The 25,426-nt window shown below is 62.7% G+C and carries 22 protein-coding genes and 1 pseudogene; 5 read left to right on the top strand and 18 right to left on the bottom strand.

The features are described 5' to 3' along the window. The first annotated feature begins 202 nt into the window (after positions 1 to 202). Positions 203 to 2,086 carry a DEAD/DEAH box helicase gene (locus tag HU730_RS23565; protein ID WP_034128919.1) on the top strand — a complete coding sequence of 628 codons (1,884 nt, stop codon included), beginning with the start codon at positions 203 to 205 and terminating at the stop codon, positions 2,084 to 2,086. A 142-nt stretch (positions 2,087 to 2,228) separates the two neighbouring features. On the opposite strand, the gene HU730_RS23560 is transcribed toward HU730_RS23565, so the two are convergent. Continuing rightward, positions 2,229 to 2,828, bottom strand: coding sequence for a YceI family protein (locus HU730_RS23560; protein WP_014720298.1), 600 nt, complete (start codon positions 2,826 to 2,828; stop codon positions 2,229 to 2,231). A gap of 32 nt (positions 2,829 to 2,860) precedes the next feature. Beyond that, a complete protein-coding gene (locus HU730_RS23555; protein ID WP_014720299.1) occupies positions 2,861 to 3,412 on the bottom strand; it encodes a cytochrome b in 552 nt (183 codons plus the stop codon). A gap of 272 nt (positions 3,413 to 3,684) precedes the next feature. On the opposite strand from HU730_RS23555, the gene HU730_RS23550 reads away from it, so the two are divergent. Both HU730_RS23550 and HU730_RS23545 read left to right on the top strand, forming a co-directional pair. Continuing rightward, a complete protein-coding gene (locus tag HU730_RS23550) occupies positions 3,685 to 5,091 on the top strand; it encodes an adenosylmethionine--8-amino-7-oxononanoate transaminase (RefSeq protein ID WP_034128920.1) in 1,407 nt (468 codons plus the stop codon). A 137-nt stretch (positions 5,092 to 5,228) separates the two neighbouring features. Continuing rightward, on the top strand, positions 5,229 to 5,948 hold the full coding sequence (locus tag HU730_RS23545; RefSeq protein ID WP_060763964.1) for a 16S rRNA (uracil(1498)-N(3))-methyltransferase: 720 nt from the start codon (positions 5,229 to 5,231) through the stop codon (positions 5,946 to 5,948). A 74-nt stretch (positions 5,949 to 6,022) separates the two neighbouring features. Here the strand turns inward: HU730_RS23545 and HU730_RS23540 are convergent, their stop codons facing one another. The 3 genes from HU730_RS23540 to HU730_RS23530 are packed head-to-tail and all read right to left on the bottom strand — an operon-like array spanning position 6,023 to position 8,553. Beyond that, positions 6,023 to 6,925, bottom strand: coding sequence for a transporter substrate-binding domain-containing protein (locus HU730_RS23540; protein ID WP_054897561.1), 903 nt, complete (start codon positions 6,923 to 6,925; stop codon positions 6,023 to 6,025). Between the two features lie 25 nt (positions 6,926 to 6,950). Continuing rightward, positions 6,951 to 7,301, bottom strand: a complete 351-nt coding sequence (locus HU730_RS23535) for a RidA family protein (protein ID WP_034128923.1) — start codon at positions 7,299 to 7,301, stop codon at positions 6,951 to 6,953. Positions 7,302 to 7,311: 10 nt separating this feature from the next. Next, positions 7,312 to 8,553, bottom strand: a complete 1,242-nt coding sequence (locus HU730_RS23530; RefSeq protein WP_186527457.1) for a D-amino acid dehydrogenase — start codon at positions 8,551 to 8,553, stop codon at positions 7,312 to 7,314. 107 nt (positions 8,554 to 8,660) lie between these two features. Between HU730_RS23530 and HU730_RS23525 the strand changes: the two genes are divergently transcribed. Then, positions 8,661 to 9,563 carry a LysR family transcriptional regulator gene (locus HU730_RS23525; RefSeq protein ID WP_186527458.1) on the top strand — a complete coding sequence of 301 codons (903 nt, stop codon included), beginning with the start codon at positions 8,661 to 8,663 and terminating at the stop codon, positions 9,561 to 9,563. Between the two features lie 31 nt (positions 9,564 to 9,594). Here HU730_RS23525 and HU730_RS23520 read toward each other — a convergent pair whose 3' ends face one another. Further along, positions 9,595 to 10,212, bottom strand: a complete 618-nt coding sequence (locus tag HU730_RS23520) for a hemolysin III family protein (RefSeq protein WP_003195019.1) — start codon at positions 10,210 to 10,212, stop codon at positions 9,595 to 9,597. A 145-nt stretch (positions 10,213 to 10,357) separates the two neighbouring features. Here HU730_RS23520 and HU730_RS23515 point away from each other — a divergent pair, with 145 nt between their 5' ends. Then, on the top strand, positions 10,358 to 11,272 hold the full coding sequence (locus HU730_RS23515; protein ID WP_014720307.1) for a LysR substrate-binding domain-containing protein: 915 nt from the start codon (positions 10,358 to 10,360) through the stop codon (positions 11,270 to 11,272). A 124-nt stretch (positions 11,273 to 11,396) separates the two neighbouring features. On the opposite strand, the gene madM is transcribed toward HU730_RS23515, so the two are convergent. From madM to HU730_RS23455, 12 genes and pseudogenes are all read right to left on the bottom strand, one after another. Further along, positions 11,397 to 12,161: a malonate transporter subunit MadM gene (gene madM, locus HU730_RS23510; RefSeq protein WP_032897715.1), complete on the bottom strand. Its 765-nt coding sequence runs from the start codon at positions 12,159 to 12,161 to the stop codon at positions 11,397 to 11,399. 5 nt (positions 12,162 to 12,166) lie between these two features. After that, entirely contained in the window at positions 12,167 to 12,559 is a 393-nt protein-coding gene (madL, locus tag HU730_RS23505; protein WP_032894763.1) for a malonate transporter subunit MadL, read from the bottom strand. Positions 12,560 to 12,626: 67 nt separating this feature from the next. Then, positions 12,627 to 13,526, bottom strand: coding sequence for a malonate decarboxylase subunit epsilon (gene mdcH / locus HU730_RS23500; protein WP_186527459.1), 900 nt, complete (start codon positions 13,524 to 13,526; stop codon positions 12,627 to 12,629). After that, a complete protein-coding gene (locus tag HU730_RS23495; protein WP_089041469.1) occupies positions 13,523 to 14,119 on the bottom strand; it encodes a malonate decarboxylase holo-ACP synthase in 597 nt (198 codons plus the stop codon). The genes mdcH and HU730_RS23495 overlap by 4 nt, the downstream gene beginning before the upstream one ends. After that, positions 14,113 to 14,883 (bottom strand): biotin-independent malonate decarboxylase subunit gamma, encoded by a 771-nt coding sequence (gene mdcE, locus HU730_RS23490; RefSeq protein WP_186527460.1) that lies wholly within the window; start codon positions 14,881 to 14,883, stop codon positions 14,113 to 14,115. Before mdcE ends, HU730_RS23495 begins: the two co-directional genes overlap by 7 nt. Then, entirely contained in the window at positions 14,880 to 15,722 is an 843-nt protein-coding gene (locus tag HU730_RS23485; RefSeq protein WP_186527461.1) for a biotin-independent malonate decarboxylase subunit beta, read from the bottom strand. Before HU730_RS23485 ends, mdcE begins: the two co-directional genes overlap by 4 nt. Then, complete coding sequence (locus tag HU730_RS23480) at positions 15,715 to 16,014, bottom strand: malonate decarboxylase subunit delta (RefSeq protein WP_014720312.1); 300 nt, start codon at positions 16,012 to 16,014, stop codon at positions 15,715 to 15,717. Before HU730_RS23480 ends, HU730_RS23485 begins: the two co-directional genes overlap by 8 nt. Beyond that, positions 16,014 to 16,847: a triphosphoribosyl-dephospho-CoA synthase gene (locus tag HU730_RS23475; RefSeq protein ID WP_186527462.1), complete on the bottom strand. Its 834-nt coding sequence runs from the start codon at positions 16,845 to 16,847 to the stop codon at positions 16,014 to 16,016. The genes HU730_RS23480 and HU730_RS23475 overlap by 1 nt, the downstream gene beginning before the upstream one ends. Then, positions 16,848 to 18,518, bottom strand: a complete 1,671-nt coding sequence (gene mdcA, locus HU730_RS23470) for a malonate decarboxylase subunit alpha (protein WP_186527463.1) — start codon at positions 18,516 to 18,518, stop codon at positions 16,848 to 16,850. A 275-nt stretch (positions 18,519 to 18,793) separates the two neighbouring features. Further along, positions 18,794 to 18,972, bottom strand: a pseudogene (locus HU730_RS23465) (chemotaxis protein CheW); the annotation flags it as partial. A gap of 130 nt (positions 18,973 to 19,102) precedes the next feature. Then, the gene (locus HU730_RS23460; RefSeq protein ID WP_003195048.1) at positions 19,103 to 19,558 is read right to left on the bottom strand and encodes a chemotaxis protein CheW; all 456 of its coding nucleotides are present in this window, start codon (positions 19,556 to 19,558) and stop codon (positions 19,103 to 19,105) included. Further along, positions 19,551 to 25,370, bottom strand: a complete 5,820-nt coding sequence (locus HU730_RS23455) for an Hpt domain-containing protein (protein ID WP_186527464.1) — start codon at positions 25,368 to 25,370, stop codon at positions 19,551 to 19,553. Before HU730_RS23455 ends, HU730_RS23460 begins: the two co-directional genes overlap by 8 nt. Between the last annotated feature and the right edge of the window lie 56 nt (positions 25,371 to 25,426).

Below are 25,426 nucleotides of genomic sequence, written 5' to 3'. Positions count from 1 at the left end.
CTTTCCGCCAGGCTTACGCCCGGCCGCTCGGGTCTTGAAAACGGCACCCAACCCAGCTACTGCGCAGCTTTGCAGCCCGCGCGAGCCGGTGGAGTGCCCGCCAGACGCAGCAGGACCGGACGGGGTTGCGCTCCCCTAAGCGCCATTCACGCCCGGCAAGATTATCCCTTTGGGCCAAGCCCTAACTAAAACAGGATTACTCATGTCCTTTGCTTCCCTCGGTCTCTCCGAGGCTTTAGTCCGCGCCATCGAGGCAGCGGGCTATACCGAGCCTACTCCGGTGCAACAGCGGGCCATTCCCGCCGTGTTGCAAGGTCGCGACCTGATGGTCGCGGCTCAGACAGGTACTGGTAAAACCGGCGGTTTCGCCCTCCCGATCCTGGAGCGGTTGTTTCCCAACGGTCACCCGGACAAATCCCAACGTCACGGCCCGCGCCAACCGCGTGTACTGGTCCTGACCCCAACCCGCGAACTCGCCGCTCAAGTGCACGACAGCTTCAAGCTGTATGCCCGCGACCTGAAGTTCGTCAGCGCCTGCATCTTCGGCGGCGTCGGCATGAACCCTCAGGTTCAGGCCATGTCCCGTGGCGTCGATGTACTGGTGGCCTGCCCGGGTCGCTTGCTCGACCTGTGCGGCCAAGGCAGCGTCGATTTGTCCCACGTGGAAATCCTCGTGCTGGACGAAGCAGACCGCATGCTCGACATGGGCTTTGTCCATGACGTGAAAAAGGTCCTCGCCCGCCTGCCGGCCAAACGTCAGAACCTGCTGTTCTCGGCAACGTTCTCCAACGACATCACCGCCCTGGCCGGCAAGCTGCTGCACAACCCGGAGCGCATCGAAGTCACGCCGCCCAACACCACGGTCGAGCGTATCGAGCAACGCGTGTTCCGCCTTGCCGCCAGCCACAAGCGCTCGCTGCTAGCGCACCTGATCACCCAGGGTGCCTGGGAACAGGTGCTGGTATTCACCCGCACCAAGCACGGCGCCAACCGCCTGGCCGAGTACCTGGACAAGCACGGCCTCACCGCCGTCGCCATCCACGGCAACAAGAGCCAGAACGCGCGCACCAAAGCCCTGGCCGACTTCAAGGCCGGCAGCGTGCGTATCCTGGTGGCCACCGATATCGCCGCACGCGGCCTGGATATCGACCAGTTACCACACGTGGTCAACTTCGAGCTGCCAAACGTCGATGAAGACTATGTGCACCGTATCGGCCGTACGGGCCGTGCCGGTCGTTCGGGCGAGGCCATTTCGCTGGTCGCGCCGGACGAAGAAAAACTGCTGAAAAGCATCGAGCGCATGACCAAGCAGAAAATCGCCGATGGCGACCTGATGGGCTTCGATGCCAGCGCCGTGGAGGCCGAGAAGCCAGAAGCGCGCGAGCGTCCGGATGTGCGCAACCCTCGCAACCCACGGGGTCCGAAGGGCGATGGCCCGAACGGCGGCGGTGGTGGCGGTGGTCGTCGCGACAAAGGCAAGGACAAGGGCAAGGAAAAATCCGCGACCAGCAGCCGTGGCGAACGCCCGGCCCGTGAGCAGAAGCCCCGTGAAGGCACCCCGGCCCGCGAACAGCGCCAGCCGAGCCAGCCGCCACGCGCCGCGGCCGACCGCGCCCCGGACGAGTTCCTTGACGACGATATCGATAACTTCGGTAACCGCGTCGACTACGTGCCCCAGGCCAAACCGGCCCAGGGCCGTGGCCGTCGTCCAGGGGCTCCTGCCCAGGGCACAGGCGCTCCACGTAGCGGCCAGCCACAGGGCGGTCGCCAGAACGCCCCGCGCAACAGCAGCGGCGGCACCACCGGTACCCCGCCTGCCAAGCGCAGCGGCCCGCGCAATGGCGCACCGCGTGACGGCCAGGCCCGTCGCGAAGATTCACGCAGCAACAACCGCCGCCCTGCCCGTGACGATCAGCCTCGCTCGTCCGAGCCTGCAGTACAAAACCCACGGGGTGGCCCGGCGCCGAAGATCATCCACAAGGAGTCGAAAGCGGATCGCTTCCCGACACCTGAGCAGTTGGATCAACTGCCAGGCCGCCCTCGTGGTGAGAAACCAGCGCTGCTGACTCGCAACCGCGAAGCATAAAAAAAACCCGTATCGTGAGATACGGGTTTTTTTTGCCTGTAGGAGCTAGCTCGCAAAGGTCGTCAACGATAACGCGGGCATCCTGGTTTAACGCGGTGTCCTTGCGGCCTTCGCGAGCAAGCTCGCTCCTACATACGAAGCATTACTTCGCTTTCACACCTTCAAACGTGATGTACAACTGCACGTTGTCAGACTGTGGACCTACGTCCATGCCGTCTTTGTTGAATTCCTTGCGGCTGATGTTGGTGGTGCCTTCGAAGCCGGCACGGTAGCCGCCCCATGGATCCTTGCCTTCGCCCAGGAACGTGGCTTTGACCAGGATCGGCTTGGTCACGCCGTGGAAGGTCAGGTCCCCGGTCACATCAGCAGTCAGCTTGCCATCAGCATTTTTGCCAGTTGGCTTGACGCTGGTGGAAACGAACTTGGCATCAGGGAATTTGCCCGACTCCAGGAAGTCCTTGCTGTTGACGTGCTTGTCGCGCTCGGCGTGGTTGGAGAACACGCTGGCAGTACGCACGTTGACTTCAATCTTGGCGTCTTCGGGCTTGGCGGCGTCAAAGCTGAACTTGCCATCCAGGTCCTTGAAGGTACCGGTGATGTAGCTGTAACCCAGGTGGCTGATTTTGAAATCGACGAAGGCGTGCTGGCCTTCCTTGTCGATCACGTAGTCAGCGGCCATCGCCGAACCTGCGGACAGCAGGGCAGAACCGATTGCCAGCGCAGCGAGTGTTTTTTTCAACATGCTTTCTATTCCTTGTGAGTCGAGGTTGAACATCAGGCTTTGCGTCCCAGCATTCGCGCAAGGGTCGCATCACGATCGATAAAATGGTGTTTCAGTGCCGCCACGCCGTGCAAGCCAGCGAAGACCACCAACACCCAGGCGAGGTACAGGTGCACCCAACCGGCGGTATCTGCCTGGTCCGGTAGACCGGAAACCACGGCAGGAATTTCAAACAGGCCAAACACCGGGATACCGACACCGTCTGCGGTGGAAATCAGGTAACCGGCAATCATCACGGCAAACAGCCCAACATAAAGAAATGCGTGCCCAAATGCGGCACCGATCCGCGTCATGCGGCTATAGCTGGCCAGCGGTGGCGGCGGCGGGCTGACCAGGCGCCAGACGATCCGTACCAGCATGATGGCGAACAGCGTGATGCCAATGCTCTTGTGTAAGTCGGGCGCATCTTTGCGCCAGGCGCTGTAGTAATCGAGTCCGACCATCCACAAGCCCAAGGCAAATAAACCGAACACCACCAGGGCTACACCCCAGTGCAGAACCATGCTGACCCAACCATAGCGGGCCGGCGAATTACGTAGCTGCATGTACTTAATCCCGTAAGAACTGTGCCCAAGACTAGCGCTTTACCTATCGAATTAAAGCGGAAAATTTTGCTTTGAAATATCGAAAAATACGATAACGAGGCTAGGCATCATAAATTAACAAGGGATTAAGACTATCCCTGGGAAACGTGACAGACCGTCCTGCATTTACCGCGAATTTCCCCACAATGGCTTGTGACCCAAGCCACCATTGCATAGGCTTGCGCGATTGTTTCGCCTGCGCCCGCCGCAGGACCGCTTCGAGGAGATCACCGATGGGCTTGAATAACCAGTGGATGCAACGCGACCTCGCGGTGCTGTGGCATCCCTGCACCCAGATGAAAGACCACCAGCAATTGCCCCTGGTGCCCATCAAGCGCGGTGAAGGCGTATGGCTGGAAGACTTCGAAGGCAAGCGCTACCTCGATGCCGTCAGTTCCTGGTGGGTCAACGTATTCGGCCACGCCAACCCACGGATCAACCAGCGTATCAAGGATCAGGTCGATCAGCTGGAGCACGTGATCCTCGCCGGTTTCAGCCATCAACCGGTGATCGAGCTGTCCGAACGCCTGGTCGCGATGACGCCCGAAGGGCTGACCCGCTGCTTCTACGCCGATAACGGTTCGTCCTGCATCGAAGTGGCGCTGAAGATGAGCTTCCACTACTGGCTCAACCGCGGCCAGCCGAACAAAAAGCGCTTCGTCACCCTCACCAACAGCTACCACGGCGAAACCATCGCCGCGATGTCGGTGGGCGACGTGCCGCTGTTTACCGAGACCTACAAGGCGTTGCTGCTCGACACTATCAAGGTGCCGAGCCCGGACTGCTACCTGCGCCCCGAAGGCATGAGCTGGGAAGAACACTCGCGCAACATGTTCCTGGCGATGGAGCAGACCCTGGCCGAGCATCACGACACCGTCGCTGCCGTGATCGTCGAGCCGCTGATCCAGGGTGCCGGTGGCATGCGCATGTACCACCCCGTGTACCTCAAGCTGCTGCGCGAAGCCTGCGACCGCTATGGCGTGCACTTGATCCACGACGAGATCGCCGTGGGCTTTGGCCGCACCGGCAGCATGTTCGCCTGTGAACAGGCCGGCATCCGCCCGGACTTCCTGTGCCTGTCCAAGGCGCTCACCGGCGGTTACCTGCCGCTGGCAGCCGTGGTCACCACCGAAGAGGTCTACAGCGCCTTCTACGACGACTACCCGACCCTGCGTGCCTTCCTGCACTCCCACAGCTATACCGGCAACCCGCTGGCCTGTGCGGCGGCGTTGGCGACGCTGGATATCTTTGAAGAAGACAACGTCATCGAAAACAACAAGGCCCTGGCCCAGCGCATGGCGACCGCCACCGCGCACTTGGTGGACCATCCTCACGTGTCCGAAGTGCGCCAGACCGGCATGGTGCTGGCCATCGAGATGGTGCAGGACAAAGCCACCAAGGCCGCCTACCCATGGCAGGAACGCCGTGGCCTGAAGGTATTCGAACACGCACTGGAACGCGGTGCGCTGTTGCGGCCGTTGGGCAGCGTGGTGTATTTCCTGCCGCCGTATGTGATTACCCCGGAGCAGATCGACTTCCTGGCCGAGGTGGCCAGCGAGGGGATAGATATCGCCACCAACAGCAAGGTCAGTGTGGCGGTGCCCAAAGACTTTCACCCGGGCTTCCGTGATCCGGGTTGATTGCCGAAATCCTTGTAGGAGCGAGCTTGCTCGCGAAGGCATTCCAGGCGCACTGCTGCGTCGGATGTACATTTTTCGCGAGCAGGAACTAGGCGTCCCCCTCGCTCCTACATAAACAACCTCTTCAGAGAACAGACATGAGACTGTCCCGCTTTTTCACCGACACCCCGCTGAGTCTCGGTGACCACGAACTGCCCGAAGCCCAGGCGCATTACATCAGCCGTGTGCTGCGCATGAGTGAAGGCGATGCCGTGCAATTGTTCGACGGCTCCGGCCAGGAGTTTCGTGGCATCTTGCTGGAAGTCGGTAAAAAACGCGTCACCGTGCAACTCACGGATAGCTTTGCCGGCCAGGCCGAATCGCCCCTGCATATTCACCTCGGCCAGGGCCTGTCCCGGGGCGAGCGCATGGATTGGGCGATCCAGAAGGCCACTGAACTGGGCGTCAATGCCATCACACCGATCTTCAGCGAGCGCTGCGAAGTGCGCCTCAAAGACGAACGCGCCGACAAGCGCTTGCTGCACTGGCGCCAGGTGGCAATCAGTGCGTGTGAGCAATGTGGGCGTTCGACGGTGCCGGTGATTCACCCCCCGCTCTTGCTGGCAGACTGGCTCAAGCAAACCGAGGCGGATTTGAAGCTGGTGCTGCACCCGGTGGCAGAACCGATGATCAGCCACGCCAAGCCATCGAGCCTGGCGTTCTTGATCGGCCCCGAGGGTGGGCTCACCGACAATGAAGTCGAGACCGCCCAGGGCGCCGGCTACCACGCCGCTCGCCTCGGCCCGCGGGTGTTGCGTACCGAGACCGCGCCCGTCGTCGCACTCTCCGTCGCCCAACAACTCTGGGGCGACTTCTAACCTCACCCTGTAAACCCAATCAACTGTGGGAGCTGGCTTGCCTGCTCCCACAGTTTTATCGGGTTACCCCAGGCTTACTCCACTGGGTCACTCACCGGCTTGGCGATGATCGCTTTCAACTCGCTGGTCATCGGGAACTCCAGGTTCAAGCCCTTGGGCGGAATCGGCTGCTCGAACCAGCGCTGGTAAATCCCGTTGATCTCTCCCGAGCGGTACAGCTCGCCCAGGGTTTCGTTGACCACCGCCAGAAACTGCGGGTCATCCTTGCGCACCATGCAGCTGTAGATCTCCCGCGACTGCTCCTCGCCGACGACCACCCAGTGATGCGGGTCCTTGGCCTTGGCGCGCTCGCCGTAGAGCAACGCGTCGTCCATATAGAACGCTACGGCCCGGCCAGTCTCGAGCATCTTGAACGCTTCGCCATGGTCCTTGGCGCTGATCACGAACATATTGGCTTTGTGTTCAGCGTTATAACTTTTGAGAAAGCGCTCATTGGTGGTGCCGGCAGTGGTCACCACATTCTTGCCCGCAAGGTCGGCAAAGCCTTTGATCCCGCTGTCCTTGGCCGTGAGCAACTGGCCCTTTACATAGATAAACCCGTAGGAGAATGCCACCTGCTTCTGGCGCTCAGCCGTCACGCCGGTGGAGCCGCACTCCAGGTCGACAGTGCCGTTCTGCACCAGCGGGATGCGAGTTTGGGACGTCACCAGGTTGTACTTCACCTTGAGGTCGCCCACTGCGGTTTTCTGCTGAATACGCTCGACAATCCTGTTTGCCAGGTCCACCGAGTAGCCCATCGGTTTACCACTGTTATCCCCCACATAGGAAAACGGCACCGACGCATCGCGGTAGCCAAGGGTGATGGACTTGGCGCTGGCGATCTTGCTCAAAGTGCCCTCCAGTGGCGCTTCGGTTGCATGGGCCTGTGCGCTCAACAAAAGCCCCAGCGCGCAGCCGGTCAACAGGATTGTTTTCATTGTTATTCTCCGTGGGTCTTTAAGGTTATTTACGGACTGCAATCACGCTGATTTCCACCAGCACACTCGGCCGCGCCAGCTCTGCTTGCAAGGTAGTGCGCGTGGGCGCCATGCCTGGCGAGAGCCATGCGGACCAGACTTCATTCATCGGCGTAAAACCGGCAGCGATGTCCTTCAGGTAGATCGTCGCGTTGAGCAAGTGGTCCTTATCGCTGCCCGCCTCGGCCAACAGCGTATCAATCCTGGCCAGCACTTCCCGGGTCTGGGTGGCCACATCCAGGCCGTCGCCGGGCACCTGGCCCGAAAGGAACACCAGTTCCTTGAACGTCACGGCACCGCTGAGTCGTTCGTTGCTGTTGATTCGGGTAATGGTCACGGCTGCATCCTCAAGCGGCGCGGGGCGTCAGGCCCTGCATATCAATGGAAGGGGTGCGCTGGTCGATCAATTCGGCCAGCAATTGGCCGCTGCCGCAGGCCAGGGTAAAGCCAAGCGCGCCGTGGCCCAGGTTCAGCCACAGGTTGCGATAGCGACTGGCGCCAATCAGCGGCACGCCCGTTGGCGTGGCCGGGCGCATGCCAGCCCATTCGAGCGCGTGTACGTAGTCAGCTGCATGGGGAAATGTCTCTACTGCCTGGCGCTTTATCAACGCCAGGCGCGAAGGCTCAAGGCCAGCATCGAATCCCACAATATCCACCATGGCCGCGACCCGTAGTTGCTCGCCGAGGCGCGCGTAGACGATCTTGCGGTCGTAGTCGGTGATGCTTACATTCGGCGCCTTGTGTTGCGGGCCAATCGGCGCGCTCAGGCTGTAGCCCTTGAGCGGGTATAAGGGCAGTGACAGCCCCGGCAGTGCCAACTCAGCGCTGCGATAACCGGCCGCCAGGACCAGTTGCTCGACTGGCATCACCTCATCACCCAGTTCGATGGCCTGCACCGCACCGCCAGCATGGCGCAGCCCGGTGACCTTGCGCCCGAGCAAGAACCTGCAACGCCCCGACGCCTCAAGCCGGGCCGCCAATTGCTGGCAAAAAGCATGGCAATCCCCCACTTCCTCGTTCGGCGTGTAGATGCCGCCGACAAAGCCACCGGCCGCCAGTGCGGGCTCCAGGCGAGCGCACTCAACAGACGACAACACTTGTTGCTGCAGGAAATTTGTGACCTTGGCGCGGGCATGTTCAAAGGTGCTGGCGCTGCGAAACATCACCAGCTTGCCGTTGCGCCGCCAGTCGAAGCCGCCCAGGCGATCATCCTCGCGCCACTGCTGTAACGTGCCCTGGCTCAGGGTAGCCAGGCGCAGAAGATGGGCACCGTTACGCCTGTTGACCGAACCCCGGCAAGCGCCGATAAAGGCCGCCATCCAACGCCATTGCTGTGGGTCGAGGCGAGGTCGCAACTTCAAGGGCGAGTCGCCCCGCAGCAACCACCCGATTGCCTGCAAGGGCACGCCCGCGTCAGCCAGTGGCGCAACATAGCGATAGGACAGTTGCCCACCGTTGGCAAAACTGGTTTCGCTGCCCAAGGTGCCACGGGCATCGATCAGCGTGACCTCATGGCCAGCCCGCACCAACGCATAAGCGCTGGCCAAGCCGATAACCCCACCGCCGATGATGCAAACCTGCCTGGCCATCCCAGCCCCCAACCGTTGATTAAGAGCGCTCAGCGTAGAGCCAGGTGACAGGTCACCGACAATGAATAAAGATGGCTCACCTATAAACAAAGGTTATGGGACTCGCCATGCGCTTGCGTCATATCGAAATCTTCCAGGCCATCCGTCAGACCGGCTCCATCAGTGCCGCCGCGCAGTTGCTGCACGTCTCGCAACCGGCGGTGACCAAAGTGCTGCAGCACGCCGAGCTGCAGTTGGGCTTTGCGTTATTCCTGCGGGTACGGGGTAAATTGCAACCCACCCCGGAAGCCCTGGCGCTGGAACGCGAAGTCGAGAAAGTCAGCGCAAGCCTGCAAGGCGTGCGGCGCCTGGCGAAAAGTTTGCGCCGCGAACCGGGACAAAGCATTCGCATCGGCGCAATCCCGGCGCTGGCGCTGGCGCTGCTACCGCCGGCGGTCCTGGAATGGAAGCGCGATTACCCGGACATTGCCTGTGAACTGTCCAGTGACCATAGCTACGAGCTGGTGCAAAAGCTGTTGATGCGCGAGATCGACCTGGCGCTGACGCTCAACTTTTCCGGGCATCCGGGGCTTACCACTCAAGTATTGGCCAACGGGGTGTTGGTGGCATTGGCGTCCAAAGGCTATTGGCCCGATGCCGAACGGCATCAGCCCCTGCCGTTGGCCGAACTGGCCGGCGCGCCCTTGATCGGCCTCTCCAGCGCTGACCCGCTGGCCGCCAAGCTGGAGAGTTATCTGGAAAGCGTCGACCCGCCACCACGCGTGACGATCTCGGTGCAGACCTATTCACTGGCCCGCGCGATGGTCGAATCCGGCGCGGGCCTGACCGTGATCGATCCGTTCACAGCATTGGGTGCTTCAACGGCCACCACCCATATCCGAACGCTCACCCCGCCGCTGCCGATCACCCTCTACGCGCTGACCCGTGCCAACGAACCTCCACCGCATATGCTGGCCAAGTTGCTAGAGATTTTTGGTCGCCGCGCCCAGGTGCTACTGGAACGCCTTTAAGTGTGGGAGCCGGGCTTGCCCCCTCCCACAATCAGAGCACGTAATGCATGATCGCCACGAAATGCAGCAGGCTGCCGCCAATCACAAACAAATGCCAGATGCCGTGGGAATGGCGCAAGCGATCCTCCAGGGCAAAAAAGATAATGCCTACGGTGTACAGCACCCCACCGGACGCCAACCAGATAAACCCTGCCGTACCCAACGCCGCCATCAGCGGCTTGACCGCTACCAGTACGATCCAGCCCATCACGGCGTAGATCACGATGGACAAAATCCGCGCCTCCGAACGCGGCTTGATCTCCTGCAGGATGCCGATCACCGCCAGCCCCCACACAATCCCGAACAACGTCCAGCCCCACGGCCCGCGCAGGGTCACCAGGCAGAATGGCGTATAACTGCCGGCTATCAACAGGTAAATGGAAAAGTGATCGACCTTCTGCATGATCGCTTTTCGCCGGCCTCGCACGCTGTGGTACACCGTCGACGCGCTGTAAAGCACCATCAGGGTAAAGCCATAAATCGCCACGCTGACGATCTTCCAGGGGCTGCCGTCCAGGCTCGCCACTACCAACATCCACACGGCGCCAATACAGGCCGCGACTGCACCGAGCAAATGGCTCCAGGCGTTGAATCGTTCCCCGTGGTACATCTGTCACTGACCTCCCGTAACCCTCAAGAACAGGCGGACAAGCGTCCAGCCTTGCGCATCAGAGTGCAAGCGGCACGTGACGTTCCGGCGACGACAGCCGCGTTTACGGGCACAATCGAGTGCAATCGAACAAGAGCCCAAGGCCATGCTGATCGACGAAGAATTCACCCTCAAGAAGCTGGAGATCTTCCTGGCGTTCATGCGCACCGGCAACCTGGCCCGCGCGGCCGCCGAGCTGCAAACCAGCAATGTCAGCGTGCACCGCGCCATTCACTCCCTGGAAAGTGCCCTGCGCTGCCCGCTGTTCAAACACGAGGGGCGCAACCTCACTCCGCTGGAAAGCGCCTACGTGCTCGAAGAGCGTGCGCAGAAACTGGTGGCCGACGTGGTCGACAGCGTGCGCCTGACCCGCGAAGCCGCTGGGTTCTCGGCCGAACGTTTCAAGCTCGGCTCGCTGTATTCGCTGACGGTCAAGACCGTGCCACAGTTGATCATGGGCCTGAAAATCCGGCGCAGCGAACTGAATATCGACCTGATCCTGGGCTCCAACTTCGACCTGCTCTATAAGCTCAAGAACATGGAAGTGGACGCGATCCTCATCTCCCTCGACGAACACGCCCACGACCCCGACTGCGAGCAGATCGCGCTGTTCAGCGATGACATCTTCCTCGCCACCCCGGCCGATTCGCCCCTGGACCGCGATCAGGAAATCGACCTGGCCGACGTGCGCGATGCCACCTTCATCACCCTCACCCAGGGCTTCGCCACGCATCAGGACGGCAACCGGGTATTCCATCAGGCCGGGTTCGAGCCGAAGGTGGCGATGCAGGTGAACGATATCTTCACCTTGCTGAGCATGGTCAGTTCAGGGGTGGGTTATGCGCTGCTGCCAGGACGTATCGCAGCGGTGTATGAGAACCGCGTGAAGCTGATACCGTTGCAGCCCAGGTATCGCTTGCAACAGCAGATCGGTGTGGTGTTCCTGAAAGCCAAGGAGCGCGATCCGAACTTGCTGGCGTTGTTGGCGGAGTGTCGGATGTACGCCAATCGCCAAAGCTGAGGACGATCGCTCCCACGCTCTGCGTGGGAGCGCAGCTTAGGAAGCTCCGCGTCCGCTTTTTGACCGTGACGCAGAGCGTCACAAGAGGCGTTCCCACGCGGAGCGTGGGAACGATCATCCCCTATCAGCCCACCAACCCACGCATCAGCAAAAACAACAACGACGGCCCCAACAAACACCCCAGCGCCGTATAGAACGCCGCCGTCAAACACCCATAAGGCACCAGCTTCGGATCAGTCGCCGCCAGGCCGCCCGCCACACCGCTGGAGGTGCCCATCAAGCCACCGAAGATCACCGCGCTGCGTGGGTTGTTCAGCCCGATCAGCGGCGCCACGAACGGCGTCATCACCATTACCAGAATGGCCTTGATCAACCCCGCGGCAATGGACAGCGCCATCACCTCGGAGCTGGCCCCAATCGCCGCGCCGGTCACCGGGCCGACGATGTAGGTCACGGCCCCGGCGCCGATGGTGGTGAGGCTCACCGCATCGGTGTACCCGAACGCCATCGCCACCCCTACCCCGGCAACGAACGACGAGCCCACGCCGACAAACAGCGCCAGCACCCCCACGAAGCCGGCGCGTTTGAGCTCATCGACACTCACGCCAAAGGCCGTGGCGACAATGGCAAAGTCGCGCAGCATCGCACCGCCCAGCAGGCCGATGCCCGACAACAGTGGAATATCCACCACGCCCTTGGAACCACCCGTAAACGCACCGCCCACATACGACAGCGCCAACCCCAGCAGAATGGCAATGGCCGAACCATGCAGGCGGCCCTTGGTGAAGGTATCGGAGATCCAATAAGACACCCACATGGTCAGGCCGATCACGGCGAAACCACTGATCAAGCCGTAGCCGGTGATCACTTTCATCATCGATTCGTACATGGCGATCACCCGGCTTCTTTGGTGGGAACAGGAGCAACCGGCTCGCGGTTACCGATACGCACCAGCACGGGCACCAGGGCAAAGCCGAGCACCACGGCGAGGGTCCCGGCCAGAATCGCCATAGGCCCACCGCTGATGGCGCCATACACGTTTTGCTGGGCAGCCATCGCCACCACAATCGGGATATACACCGCCGCCCAGAAACTCACGCCTTGCTCTGACTTGCCGGTAAACAGGCCGCGTTTGCTCAAGTAGCTGCCCAGGCCGATCAACAGCAGCATGGCAATACCCACCCCGCCGACGTTGGCCGGAATACCCAACAGCTTGCCCAGCAGTTCACCCACAAACAGCCCTGCCAGCGTGCAGAACGCCAAAAAAGCCACACCGTAGATAATCATGGTTGTTGTCCTCAAAGTGCTCGTTCGAAATTGTTGTTTTTGTGCTTCGAAAGCCTTGGGTACTGCGTTATCGGTGGCGGCGTTCCTCCTCTTGCAGCAGGGCCTGCAAGGTGTCCAGGCGGGCGCCTTCGCAGGCGATCACCGTGCCTTGTTCAAAAACACGGCGTGACAGACCGGTGAGCACCGCGCCCGGAGGCAGCTCGATTTGCAGGCGCACACCACGCTCGTAGGCGCTTTGCACGGTGCCGCGCCAATCGACGACGCGGCACATATTGAAGGCCAGGTCGTCACGCAGTTGTTCGGGGTTGTGGATAGGTCGCGCGCGGGTGCTGCTCAGGTAAGTAATGCGCGGCGCCTTGAGTGGGACGAAGGCTTGGAACAGTGCCTGGGCGGGTTGCTCCAGCAACGGGGAGTGAGACGGCACGCTGACGGCCAGGCGCTTGGCGACACCGTTGCCTGTGATGCGCTCGGCAACTCGCTTCATCGCCTCGTTGCTGCCGGCGATGACGGTCTGGTTGTCGGCATTGATATTGGCCAGGTACACCGGCGTTTGCGGGCTGTGGATATCCGCCAGCAAGGCCTCGACGCTGGAAAGATCAGGGCCGATCAGCGCCGTCATGCCATAGCCCTGTGGATAAGCCTGCTGCATCAGTTCGCCCCGCAGGCTGACCAGTTTTATCGCATCAGCGAAGTCCAGGGCCCCGGCCATCACCGCGGCTGGGTAGGCGCCGATGGACAGGCCCGCCACATAATCCGGCGTGCACTCTAATCGCCGGGCATGGGCCACGCCGGCGATCAACAGGCACAGTTGCACAGCCCGCGTCGATTCAAGCGCCTGCGCCGAGTCGAGCCGACGAACGTCTTCACCCAGGGCATCGCTGGCCTCTTGCAGAATGTCGGCCGGCAACACCTGGAGCATGCCGCTGCGTTGGGCGCCCTGCCCCGGAAACACCAGAAGGCTGCTCATGCCACGGCCTGCCAAGGGTCGAGCACAAGGTGCGCACCGCTGACGGTCTTGAGCAGTACACGGCGTGAGGGGCCGGCCCATTCGCGCAACGCGACGGCACCGAAAGGGGTTTGCAGTTGCAGGTCGACGGCACAAGGCGCGGTGTCCAGGATCGCCAACAGCGCTCGCGCCTCGCTACGATCCAGGGGCTTGGGCGTGCACAGGATCAAATCCAGATCACTGTTGGCATGCAGCGCTTCAATGCCACTGGCCAATTCAAACCCGGCACTGCCGCTGACGCCCCAATCTTGCGGCGCCAGCACCGGCCGCAGTTGATCGAGGGCCCGCAGCGCCGGTAAATCCCGTGGTGAGACCGCCGCTCGCAAAGCTTGCGGCGCCACCCGCCGTTGCACCGCCGCCACGGGCATCTGGGCGGCAAAACGCTGCTCACGCAAACGCCCACGCACACCGACCGCCACATGGCCCGGCTCGGCGATGGCACGCCGCACCACTACCGGATGCCCGGCACGGATCGCGTCCCGCACCCAGGCCGGGGCATCGGCAGGCAGATGCGCCAGGGTCATGCCCCAGAGTAAGTCGTGGGCGTTCACCATTGCTCCCGCAACAGCTGGCGCACTCGGCTGGAGGCGGCTCGGTTGGTGGCGCCGAGGCGTGAGCTCAAGTCGGTACTGCCGATATCCTTGACTGCCCGCACCAGGCAATCGCTGACTCGCGCCACGTCATCCGTCGTAGGTTGTTCAATCCGGGTGACGGACAACGTCTCCCACAGCAATCCCAGGCAGGCATAGCTGTCGATGTCATAGGCCATCGGCGGCACGCTGGCGGCCAGGGTTTCCAATTCCTCGACGCTGCGCAAGGTCACCCGGGCGGCCGAGGCTTTGCCCATGGCATGCACCATCACGCCAGGGTCGCGCAGGGCGATCAGGCGATTGGCCTGGTAGCCGTGGGCGAGGAACGCCCCCGACATGGCCTTGCCCACCAACAGGGCGATCACCGGGTGGCCGGCGAGCCGAGCGCGAGCGTAGCTGTCAGCGGCGGCGGCCAAGGCCTGATGAATGCCAAGAGCTTCTTCGCGACGACCATAGGCTTGGCTGGGTACGTCGACGATAGCGATGATGGGGCGCTTGTCACCCCGGGCGATGGCTTCGTCCACCGCCTTGGCCAAGCCCCAGCCTTCCAGTAGGCCGACTTCGCCATTGCGGGCGCGGGGGAAGCGGTTGTGCGGGTCGGGGACCACGGCGATATAGCGCACCGCCTGTTCACCCAACACACCATCAGCCACTTTCAATGAGCCCGGCAAACCTTCGACCGGCGTTGCGTTGGCGCTCAATGCGTTGAACCACTGCAAGCCTCTCATGGGCGTTCTCCCTGATACAGCGCGCGAACCGTCGCCGGCTCGATTTGCGCGCTCGCGTCCAGTTCGGCCAGGCGCGCCAGGTAAAAATCAGCGCGCCGGCTGCGCGGTTGTGCGGGCACGCCCTGCTGCAACAGTGCGCTGACAGTCTGCTGGATCTGCGCCACATCGTCCGTCACATAACGGTCGGCCAAGCCACTGTTGAAGCGCTGCTCGCCGCCGGTAAGGCTCCAGATAAACGGGCGGTCGCGGGAGTCATATTCCTCCAGGCCAGCCTCCTGCTCGATCACTTGGGGGCCGTTCAAGCCCAGACGTGCTTCGCGAGTCACCACCAGATAGCTGCACAAGCCAGCCGCGATGGACATGCCCCCAAAGCAACCGACACTGCCGGCCACCACGCCGATCACTGGCTGGTACTGGCGCAGGTCGACAATCGCCGCGTGAATGTCGGCAATGGCAGCCAGGCCCAGGTTGGCTTCCTGCAAGCGCACGCCACCCGTTTCCAGCAGTAGCACCGCGCAGGTGGGGACGCCGTTGCGGTTGTCTTCGGCGGCCAGTTCCAAGGCGCCCGCGATTTTCGCACCGCCAACTTCACCCAGGCTGCCGCCCTGGAAATTACCTTCGATCGCGGCAATCACCACAGGCTTGGCGCCGAGGCTGCCCTTGGCGATCACCACACCGTCATCGGCCTGGGGCACCACGCCTTGGCGGCTGAGCCACGGCGACATGACCCGCTGGAACGGGTCGATCAACTCGCGGAAGGTGCCTGCATCCAACAGCGCCTTGGCGCGCTGCCGGGCGCCAAGTTCGACAAAGCTGTGTTTAGCGAGTAAGTCAGTCATGGCCGATCTCCTCGAAACCTTGCTCCAGGCGCAAGCGCACCACACCGGGTGTGGCACCGAAGTCGTGGATATCAATGTTCAGGGCCGGTGGCGTCTGCTCCTGGAAGATGCGTTCGAACAGGTGCTGCCAGCGTTGCTGCGCGCCATTGACCGAGGTTTGCACCTGGATGGTCAAGGTGCCGGGCGTGCCCGGCTCCAGCAGCACTTCCAGGTCGCCCGAGCCGACGCAACCCACCAGCGCACGGCCTTTGGGGGGCTGCCCGGCGGGGAATTCAAAGGATAAGGTTTCCATCACAACGCTCCGTCGAGGCGGTCGATAAACAGGCAGGCGGCCAACAGGTCGGCGGCGCCGCCGGGGGAGGCATTCAAGGCCAGCAGTTGCAGGTCCAGTTCATGCAGTTGGCGGCGTCCGGCCAGGGTTGCGCTGCCACCGGCGTCGAGCACGGCCTGGGCGCCCTGTTGCATGGTGGCCAGGCCTTCGGTACCGGCGCGGTAGAGCACGCAGGTGTCTGCCAGGTCCGTCATGATCGCCAGCAAAGCATCCAGCCGGGCGTTCTGCTCACCGGCGTTTTCGCGGCGGCTCTTGTGCAGTTGCGGCAGGCCGCGTTGCGTCACTGAAGGGAAGCCGAGCTGGGCTTCTTCACGGGCGCCGCGTGCGCCGTAGCGCTGGGCAACCTGGGCGCCATGGCTCATGGGCTGCGGGGCGAAGCGGTCGTTGAGCAGGGCCAGCTTGGCGGCGGTCAGGGTTATGGTGCGGGGCTCCAGGGCCGCCGCAGCAGTGAGCAAACCCAGCGCCCAGATCGCACCGCGATGGGTGTTCACGCCCTGGGTGGTGGCGAGCATGGCCTGCTCGCCTTCCCGGCCAATACGACCGAGCGCTTCGCGCAGGGGCAGGCCGACTTCGCCGATGTCGAGCGCGGCCTCGGCCATTTCCTTGAACATCGGCCACAGCGACAGCGCCGAGGCGTGCATCAGCCCCAGGTGCAAATCGCTGTGAGCGCCGTTGCCGCGCCGGTCTACCAGAGCGGGTTTAGGCGACAAATCCGCTTCGTCGATCAGCGCATCCACGGCCATATCCGCCAGGCGATCGGCCAGGCTCAGTTCATGCTGTTTGAGCGCGCGCATTTACCAGCTCCTGAATTTGGCGGGCGGGTTGTAGAGGCCACCAGACCAGTCCACCAGGTCGGCCACGCTCTTGGCGGCCAACAACTCGCGGGTGGCGTCGGTGCGGCGAATACCCAAGTCTTCGGGCAAGGCAATCAAGCCTTCGCGGCGCATGCGCGCAGTGTCCTTGGGGTTGTGGCGCATACCGATGGCGGTCACCCCGGCGACGGCGGCGATCATTGCCTGACGTTCTTCCAGGGAGCGCGCCTTGTACAGGTAGGCGATGCCTTCTTCGGTGAGCAAGTGGGTGACGTCGTCGCCGTAGATCATGATGGGCGCCAGGGGCATGCCGCTTTTGCGGGCCACTTCCACCGCGTCCAGGGTGTCGACGAAAGTGGGTTTACCGCCTTCCTGGAAGGTCTCGACCATCTGCACTACGAGTTTTTTGCCGCGTTCAAGCAAGGCCTCAGGCGCATCGTCGTGGCGCATATCCAGCCAGGCCGGTGTGCCATGACGGCGGCCGCGTGGGTCGTGGCCCATGTTCGGCGCGCCACCGAAACCGGCGAGGCGGCCACGGGTCACGGTGCTGGAATGCCCGTCGCCATCCACTTGCAGGGTGGCGCCGATAAACAGGTCCACGGCGTATTGGCCGGCGAGTTGGCAGAACATGCGGTTGGAGCGCATCGAGCCATCGCGGCCGGTGAAGAACACATCCGGGCGTGCGGCAATGTAGTTTTCCATGCCCAGTTCGGTGCCGAAGCAATGCACGCTTTCTACCCAACCGCTTTCAATCGCCGGGATCAATGTGGGGTGCGGGTTGAGGGTCCAGTTGCGGCAGATCTTGCCTTTGAGGCCCAGGGATTCGCCGTAGGTGGGCAGGATCAATTCGATGGCGGCGGTGTTGAAGCCAATGCCATGGTTGAGCGACTGCACATTGTGTTTTTCGTAGATGCCCCGGATCGCCATCATCGCCATCAACACATGCACCGGCTTGATATGGCGTGGGTCGCGGGTGAACAGCGGCTCGATGTAGAACGGCTTGTCGGCCACCACCACGAAATCCACCCAACTGGTGGGGATGTCGACGCGAGGCAAGTCGGTAACGTCGTCCACCAACTGGTTGACCTGCACGATGACGATGCCATCGCTGAAGGCAGCGGGTTCGATCAGCGCCGGGGTGTCTTCGGTGCTGGCGCCGGTGTAAATGTTACCGGCACGGTCGGCCATGAAACCGGCCGAGAGCACCACGTTGGGGATCAGATCCACCACCAGCCGCGCATAGAGCTCGATGTAGGTGTGGATCGCGCCGATCTCCAGCATGCCGTCTTCCAGCAACTGGCTGATGCGCAGGGATTGGGTGCCAGCGAAAGAGAAATCCAGCTTACGGGCAATGCCCTTTTCAAACAGGTCCAGGTGCTCGGAACGGCCCACGCTGGGCATGATCATGTGCAAATCGTGGAGCTTGGCGGGGTCGGCCTGGGCCAGGGAGCGCGAGAGGAAGTCGGCCTGCTTCTGGTTGTTGCCCTCCAGCACTACGCGGTCGCCGGGGAGGATCAAGGCTTCAAGGGCCTCGACGATCTTGTCACTGGGCAACACCGCCCCGTCTGCGTATTTTTTGACCAGCCCGAGCCGCCGCTGCTTCTCGTCGCGCCGCCGCGTCCAGCGCGAGTCGGGGGTGATGGTTGTTGTCATGGTCGCTCCACGGGGGGTTGCTGTCGTGGGGCTTACCTTAGGAGTGAAGCGTTAAGGCATCAATCAAGCTGGAGGACGAACCGTTACGCCTGGAGTAACGAAGATCAAACTGTGGGAGCTGGCTTGCCTGCGTTGATGGTAGGTCGTGCATAACTGATCGTTCCCACGTTCCGCGTGGGCATGCATCCTGTGACGCTCTGCGTCACCCTTATGCTGACTGGCGGGACGCGGAGCGTCCCCGGCGGCATTCCCACGCGGAGCGTGGGAACGATCAGTCAGGCAAGGCCGGACTCTACCAGCAGCGCTTCAAGCCCCATCAAGTCCGGCACCTTCGCCACCTGCTCCCCCACTTGCACCGCCGCCTCCTCGAGCGTTCGCCCGTCACGCTGGCTTCGCCGCAGGCCGCTTCAAAGCTGATCAGCGGAATCTGCCGATCGCGCCACGTGACCTGGCGGCACATAACTGATCGTTCCCACGCTCCGCGTGGGCATGCATCCTGTGACGCTCTGCGTCACCCTTATGCTGACTGGCGGGACGCGGAGCGTCCCCGGCGGCATTCCCACGCGGAGCGTGGGAACGATCAGTCAGGCCAGGCCGGACTCTACCAGCAGCGCTTCAAGCCCCATCAAGTCCGGCACCTTCGCCACCTGCTCCCCCACTTGCACTGCCGCCAGTTCCAGCGGGCACAGGGGGACGTCCACGTAGCTCAATTCGCTGTCGAGCTTGTACGAGCGGGGAATACCCTGGATCACCAGGGCAATGAACTTCAAGGTCGGTCGCCCGCCCAGTGCATTCAACACCACTATGCGTGAGCGTTCTCCCGTCATGCTGGCTTCACCGCAGGCAGCCTCAAAACTGATCAACGGAATTTGCCGATCGCGCCAGGTCACTTGCCGCAGATACCACGGCGGCGCATCGCTGGCCGGTTCGCCACGCTGGAAATCGATCAGTTCGGCCACGGCAACGTTGGGCAGCACCAGGTGGCGGTCGGCCAGGGGCAGTAGCAAGCCGGTGAGTTGGCTGGTGCGGTGTTCAAGCATGGGACTTGCTCCAATAGGCGATGCTTTCCAGCAGCACCGACTCTTGGTACGGCTTGCCGAGGTAGTCGTTGACGCCAATGGCCATGGCGCGGTCGCGGTGTTTCTGGCCGGTGCGTGAGGTGATCATGATGATCGGCAAGCGCATCAGGCGCGGGTCGTTGCGTATCTGAATGGCCACTTCGAAGCCGTCCATGCGAGGCATTTCGATGTCGAGCAGCATCAGGTCCGGGGTGTGTTCTTCCAGGATGGCGAGGGCGTCGATACCGTCCTTGGCGGTGAGCACGTTCATGCCGTTGCGCTCCAGCAGGCGGCTGGTGACTTTGCGTACGGTGACCGAGTCGTCCACCACCAGCACCAGCAGCGGGCGTTTTTTCAGTGGGTCGTTGAGGATCAGCGGCGCATCCACTGCCTGGGCCGGCAAGGCCGGTTGCCGAGCGCGGATGTGCGCCAGCAGGTCGATGATCAGCACCACATGGCCGTCGCCCAGGATGGTCGCGCCGGTCACGCCCTGCACCCCGGAGAACTGCGGCCCCAGGCCCTTGACCACGATCTCGCGAGTACCGGCCATGGCATCCACGTGCACCGCCACGCGGCGTTCATTGCAGTGCACCAGCAGCACCGGCACCGGCTGGTACTGGCCCAGCAGTTTAGGGCGGCTGGCGGTGTGCAGCAGGTCACCGAGGTAGAACAACTCGTAGCGCTGGCCGGCGTATTCATAGTGCGGCGGGTCTTGCTGGTAGTGCCCCGCCAATTCGTGGGGCAGCACGCGCACCAAGCCTTCGATGGTGTTGAGCGGGATCGCGTATTGGTCGTCCGCGCAGTGCACCATCAGCGCACGATTGACCGACACGGTAAACGGCAGGCGAATGCGAAAATGCACGCCCATGCCCGGCGTCGAGTCGATCACCATCGAGCCGCCGAGCTGGCGCACTTCCTCATGCACCACGTCCATGCCCACGCCGCGCCCGGAAATCTGGGTGATTTTTTCGGCAGTGGAAAAGCCCGGTTGCAGGATGAACTGCAACACGTCACGGTCGCTGATCTCTTGATGGGGGGCGAGCAGGCCGCGCTTGATCGCCTTGCGTCGCACCGCTTCGAGGGGCACACCCGCGCCGTCGTCACGCATGTCGAAGACGATGTCGCCGCCTTCGTGGGTCAGGTCCAGGGTGATGCGGCCCTTCTCCGGTTTACCCGCAGCCAGCCGCACTTCGCGGGACTCCAGGCCGTGGTCGACCGCGTTGCGCAGCATATGCTCCAAGGGGGCCGCCATGCGTTCCAGCACATTGCGGTCCATCTCGCCTTCGGCATTGCCGACGATAAACTCCACGTCCTTGCCCAACTCGCCCGCCACTTGCCGCACGATGCGCTTGAGGCGTGGCAACATGCGCTCGAAAGGCACCATGCGCGTGCGCATCAGGCCTTCCTGCAATTCGGTGTTGATGCGTGCCTGTTGCTGCAGCAGGTTGTAGGCATCCTGGTTGCGACGCTCAAGGGTCTCTTTGAGATCGAGCAGGTCGGAGGCAGATTCGGACAGCGCACGGGCCAGCTGTTGCAGCTGCGAGTGGCGGTCCATTTCCAGCGGGTCGAACTCTTCGTAGCCCAGGCGTTCGGCCTCGGCTTGCTGGCGGCTCAAGAGGCGGCCCTGGGTTTCGCTGTCGAGCCGGCGCAATTGGTCGCGCATGCGCTCGATGGTGGTTTCCATCTCACTCAAGGCAATGCGCGCATCCTTGACTTGCTGCTCGATACGCCCACGGAAGATCGAAGTTTCGCCGGCCAGGTTGACCAGGTCATCGAGCAAGTCGGCAGAGATTTTCACCAGGTCGGCGGCCGGGTCGGCGACCGCTTCGGCCTTGCCCGCCGGCAGCGCCACCGGTGTGACCGGCTCATCACTGGGGTGCACCAGGCTCTTGATGCGCTCGATGAGTTTATCCACCGAACCCACCGGCAATCCCTCGGCCACGGCGTCGATCATTTGCGCCAGGCGATCATGGCAACCTTGCAGCAGTGCGAACAACTCAGGGGTCGGCGCGAGCAAACCGGCGGAAAGCCCTTCGTAGAGAAATTCCAGCTCATGGGCCAGATCGCCGATCGGCCCGATCTCGACCATGCGTGCACCGCCCTTGAGGGTGTGCAGGTCACGCAGCAGGGTTTCCACTTCCTGGCGATTGCCCGGCTCGTCCTGCCAGCGCAAAAGCGCGCTGCCTGAGCTGTCGAGGATATCGGCGGCTTCTTCGAGGAATATATCCAGCAATTCCGGGTCGGCACCCGAGGCTGGCGCCACCGCAGCCGGCGCTGCCGGGCTGCTGGCCTGGCGCAATTCCCGCAGCCTTTCGACCAGTTCGGCGCCGTCACTCAGGGGTTGCTGTTGTTGCAGCTCTTCCAATTGTTGAGCCAAGCGTTCGTGGCTGGCCATCAGTGCCTGGGATAGCTCGACAGAGTAGCTATAGCGGCGGTCCACCAGCCCCTCATAAACGCATTCCAGCTCGTGGGCCAAGTCGCCCACCGGGTCGATTTCGGCCATGCGCGCGCCGCCCTTGAGGGTGTGCAGATCCCGCTGCAACGAGGACAAGGGCGCAGCGCTGTCGGGCTCCAGTAACCATCGCTTGAGCGACTGGCCGGCGCTGTCGAGGATGTCTACGGCCTCCTCAAGGAAGATCTCAACAATCTCGTCGTCCATCGCGGTGGCGTGATCCAGCTGCGCGGTGGCCGCGCCCAATTCGGAGATACTCAGGGCGCGGCTGCCGTCGCTTTTGATCAGGCCTGTGGCGGACGGGTCTAAGGCTTCGTCCAGCAACGCGCGTAACGCCTGCAGCCGTGCAGGCGCGGGGCTGATTTCCTGGCCGGCGGCCAACTGGTCGAGCATGTTGATCAGCGCGTCGTGGGCCTGTTCAGCCTCTTGGAAGAACCGGGCGCTGACCGCCAGGCTGCTTTCCTCTACCGCGCCATACAGGTCGAGCAAGGCTTCGCACAACGCGTCGATAGGATGCAGGTCGGCAAGGTGCGCACCCTCGCCCAGGGTGGTCAGTTCGTCCAGCAACGCCGTGAGTTCCAGACGGTCGCCGGGGTGTTGCTGCCAGCGACGCAGCAGGCTTTCGGCGTCGAGCAGGATGTCCATGCCCTGGGCCAGGAAGTTGGTGATCAAGTGCGGGTCACGCTTGACGCGCAGGCCGGCCGTGGGGGCGTCGAGCAAGGCGGCCAGTTGATGCTCCAGCAGGTGTTGGGTGCGGCTGATCACGCTGGCCGCGCCGTGGATCGGCGCCAGGGGATTGTTGTCCAGGTCACGCACCCCGCGCTGGAACAGCCCTTGTGCCTCAAGCAACAACGCCACTTCGTCCTTGTCCAGCGGCACGCGGTGGGCCTTGTACTCACGGGTGAGGTGATCCAGCGGGCGCGCCAGTTCGGCAATGGGCAACACGCCGGCCATGTAGGCGCTGCCCTTGAGGGTGTGCAAGGCGCGTTGCAGTTCATCACTGACCTGCAGCGGCACCTGCTCGGCGGCCTGTTGCAGGAAGTGGTCGAGGCTGTCCAGATGGCCCTGGGCTTCGTTGCGAAAGATCTCCAGCAGCATTGGGTCATGGGGCTCGGTGGTCGATGTTGCAGCGCCACTGGCCAGGGCATGGGCACGGGCGGCCAAGGCGTCGACTTCATCGCGCTGGCGCTGGTCGTCGCTAGCGAAATCGGCGATCAGCTCCGGCAGCAGGGCCACGGCCTCATCCAACACCTGCCGCACCTCAGGGCCAAGGACTACACTGCGTTCCAGCACGCGATTGAGCAGGTTCTCCACGGCCCAGGCCAGCTCGGCCAGCACCAGGGCGCGCACCATGCGGCCGCTGCCCTTGAGGGTATGGAAAGCCCGGCGCATTTCGCCCTGGGCGACTTTGTCCGCGCTGTCGGGCAGGTAGCGATGCAACACGTCGAGGACTTCATCGGTTTCTTCAAGGAAGACTTCGCGCAGTTCATCGTCAATCGGTTCTTCACCGGCCGGCGGCGGCAACAGGCTACCGGGACGCTGCAAGGCTGGAGGGTTGAGACGTGATGCAGGGCTGGCCAAGGCATCGAACTGGGATTGGTTTGGCGCAGCCTCGGTGGACAGCGCCCCCTCGGGCGCAGCCAGGGCCTGCCGCCAGGGTTTTTCCACCGGCAGGTAGCCCAATGCATTCAAGCCCTGGGTGGCCAACTCCAGCACTTTTTCCCCTGCCGCGTCAGGGTCTTGAAGCATGCGCTCGAGGTAGTACTCCAGGCTGCTGACCACCTCGGAGAAATGCGCCAGTTGTGTCGCCGAAGGGGCGGCCTCGTTGATCATCAATTGCTCGTCGACGTAATCGGTGCAACCGCGCATCAGGCTCGCCGCACGCGGCAAGGGAATCATCGCCAGGGCACCACGCACCTGGCTCAGTAGCTCGGGCAAGGACTCCAGGCGCTGACGATCCCAATCAGCCTCAATGCAGTCGATCATCAGCTCCTTGGCTTGGCGCAGGCACTGGCACGATTCACGAATCACCAACTGATGGATCTGGGTCAGGTCGGTGGTGGGCAAGCGGCTGTCTTCACGGCTTTGCGGTTCGACGGTGCCGATCATCCCGGCCAACGTCGCTTCGACATACAGCAACGCGCCGGCCACATCCATCAACACCGCGTCATTGGGTTCGCGCTGCCCCTGGACCAGGCTCAACACTACGGCGAGTTGGTCGATGATCACTTTGCGCGGCTGGCCGAAACCCAACACCGCGAGGGTATCGGCGATCTGCCGCAAGGGCGCCAGCAACGGCTCGAGGTCCTGGGTGTGCTGGCGATCACTGCGCACGAACAGATCCAGGCGTTCCTTGACCCGCACCAGTTCCTCACACAACGCCCCGAGTACCGAGCCCATGGCATTGCGATCCGGCCCGGCCAGCCGTGCACGTTCAGCATCGACCACGGCGCTGTCGGGCAACGCTTCGTCCAAGCCGTAGCGCTCCTTCAGGCTCTGCATGCGCGGCGTCGGCCGGGTGACTTTGGCGACGTAGAACAACAGGCTCTTGAGCAACTCGTCCGGTGCCGGCTGGTTGATGCCATTGATGCCTTGAACCAGCAAGCGCTTGAGTTGCTTGTCGCTGGCCTTGAGCAGGCTGCGCAGCGCCGGACTGTTGGCGACCACGCCGGTGAGCATGCCTTCGACCAGCGCCGAGGTGACCTGCCACAACGGCAGCAGCGGCGCACCCTGGCATAGCGCTTCAAGGCGTGCGAACACCCGCGCCATGTCTTCCAGGTTGCTGGGGCCGTGGTCTTCACGCAGCAATCCGGCGAGGGCTTGTTGCAGCAGGTGGCGCCATTGGCGCAACTGCTCATGCAGATCCGGCGTGGCCCGTTGGGCCAGGGCTTGCTCAGGCAACGGTTCGATCGATAGCAGTTGCGGGCTGAACAGGCTGGTTTCCGATAGCAGGCTTTCACCACGGGCGCTGCGCAGGTCGTTGAGCAGCGGTAGCACCACCAGCGGCAAGTCGCGGCGGGCACTGTGCACGCGGTCGAGGTACAGCGGCAGTTGGCCGAGGGCTTGTTGCAGCAGCCGGATACCTTCATCGCGTTGGCCAACGTGCCCGGCCTGTAGTGCCAGGGCCAGTTCCTCGATTTCTTCGGCCAGCAGCGCCGCGCCGTAGAACTCGACTATTTGCAGCGCGCCATGTACCTGGTGAATACCGGCCAGGCATTCGTTTAGAGCGTCGTCGTCATGGGTTTCAACGTACGCGTCCAGGGCCGACCGGGCCTGCTTCAGGGTTTCGGCAATATCGCCCTTGACCCATTCGAGGGCCACATAGTCGTGCCGATCAACCATAACTGCTCCGCTTAGAATTCATGAGTTGCTGGTATCTCACAAACAATGGAGATCCA

Source organism: Pseudomonas sp. SWRI22, from assembly GCF_014268395.2.
Taxonomy (GTDB): domain Bacteria; phylum Pseudomonadota; class Gammaproteobacteria; order Pseudomonadales; family Pseudomonadaceae; genus Aquipseudomonas; species Aquipseudomonas paracarnis.
This window is presented reverse-complemented; position numbering and strand designations above follow the sequence as displayed.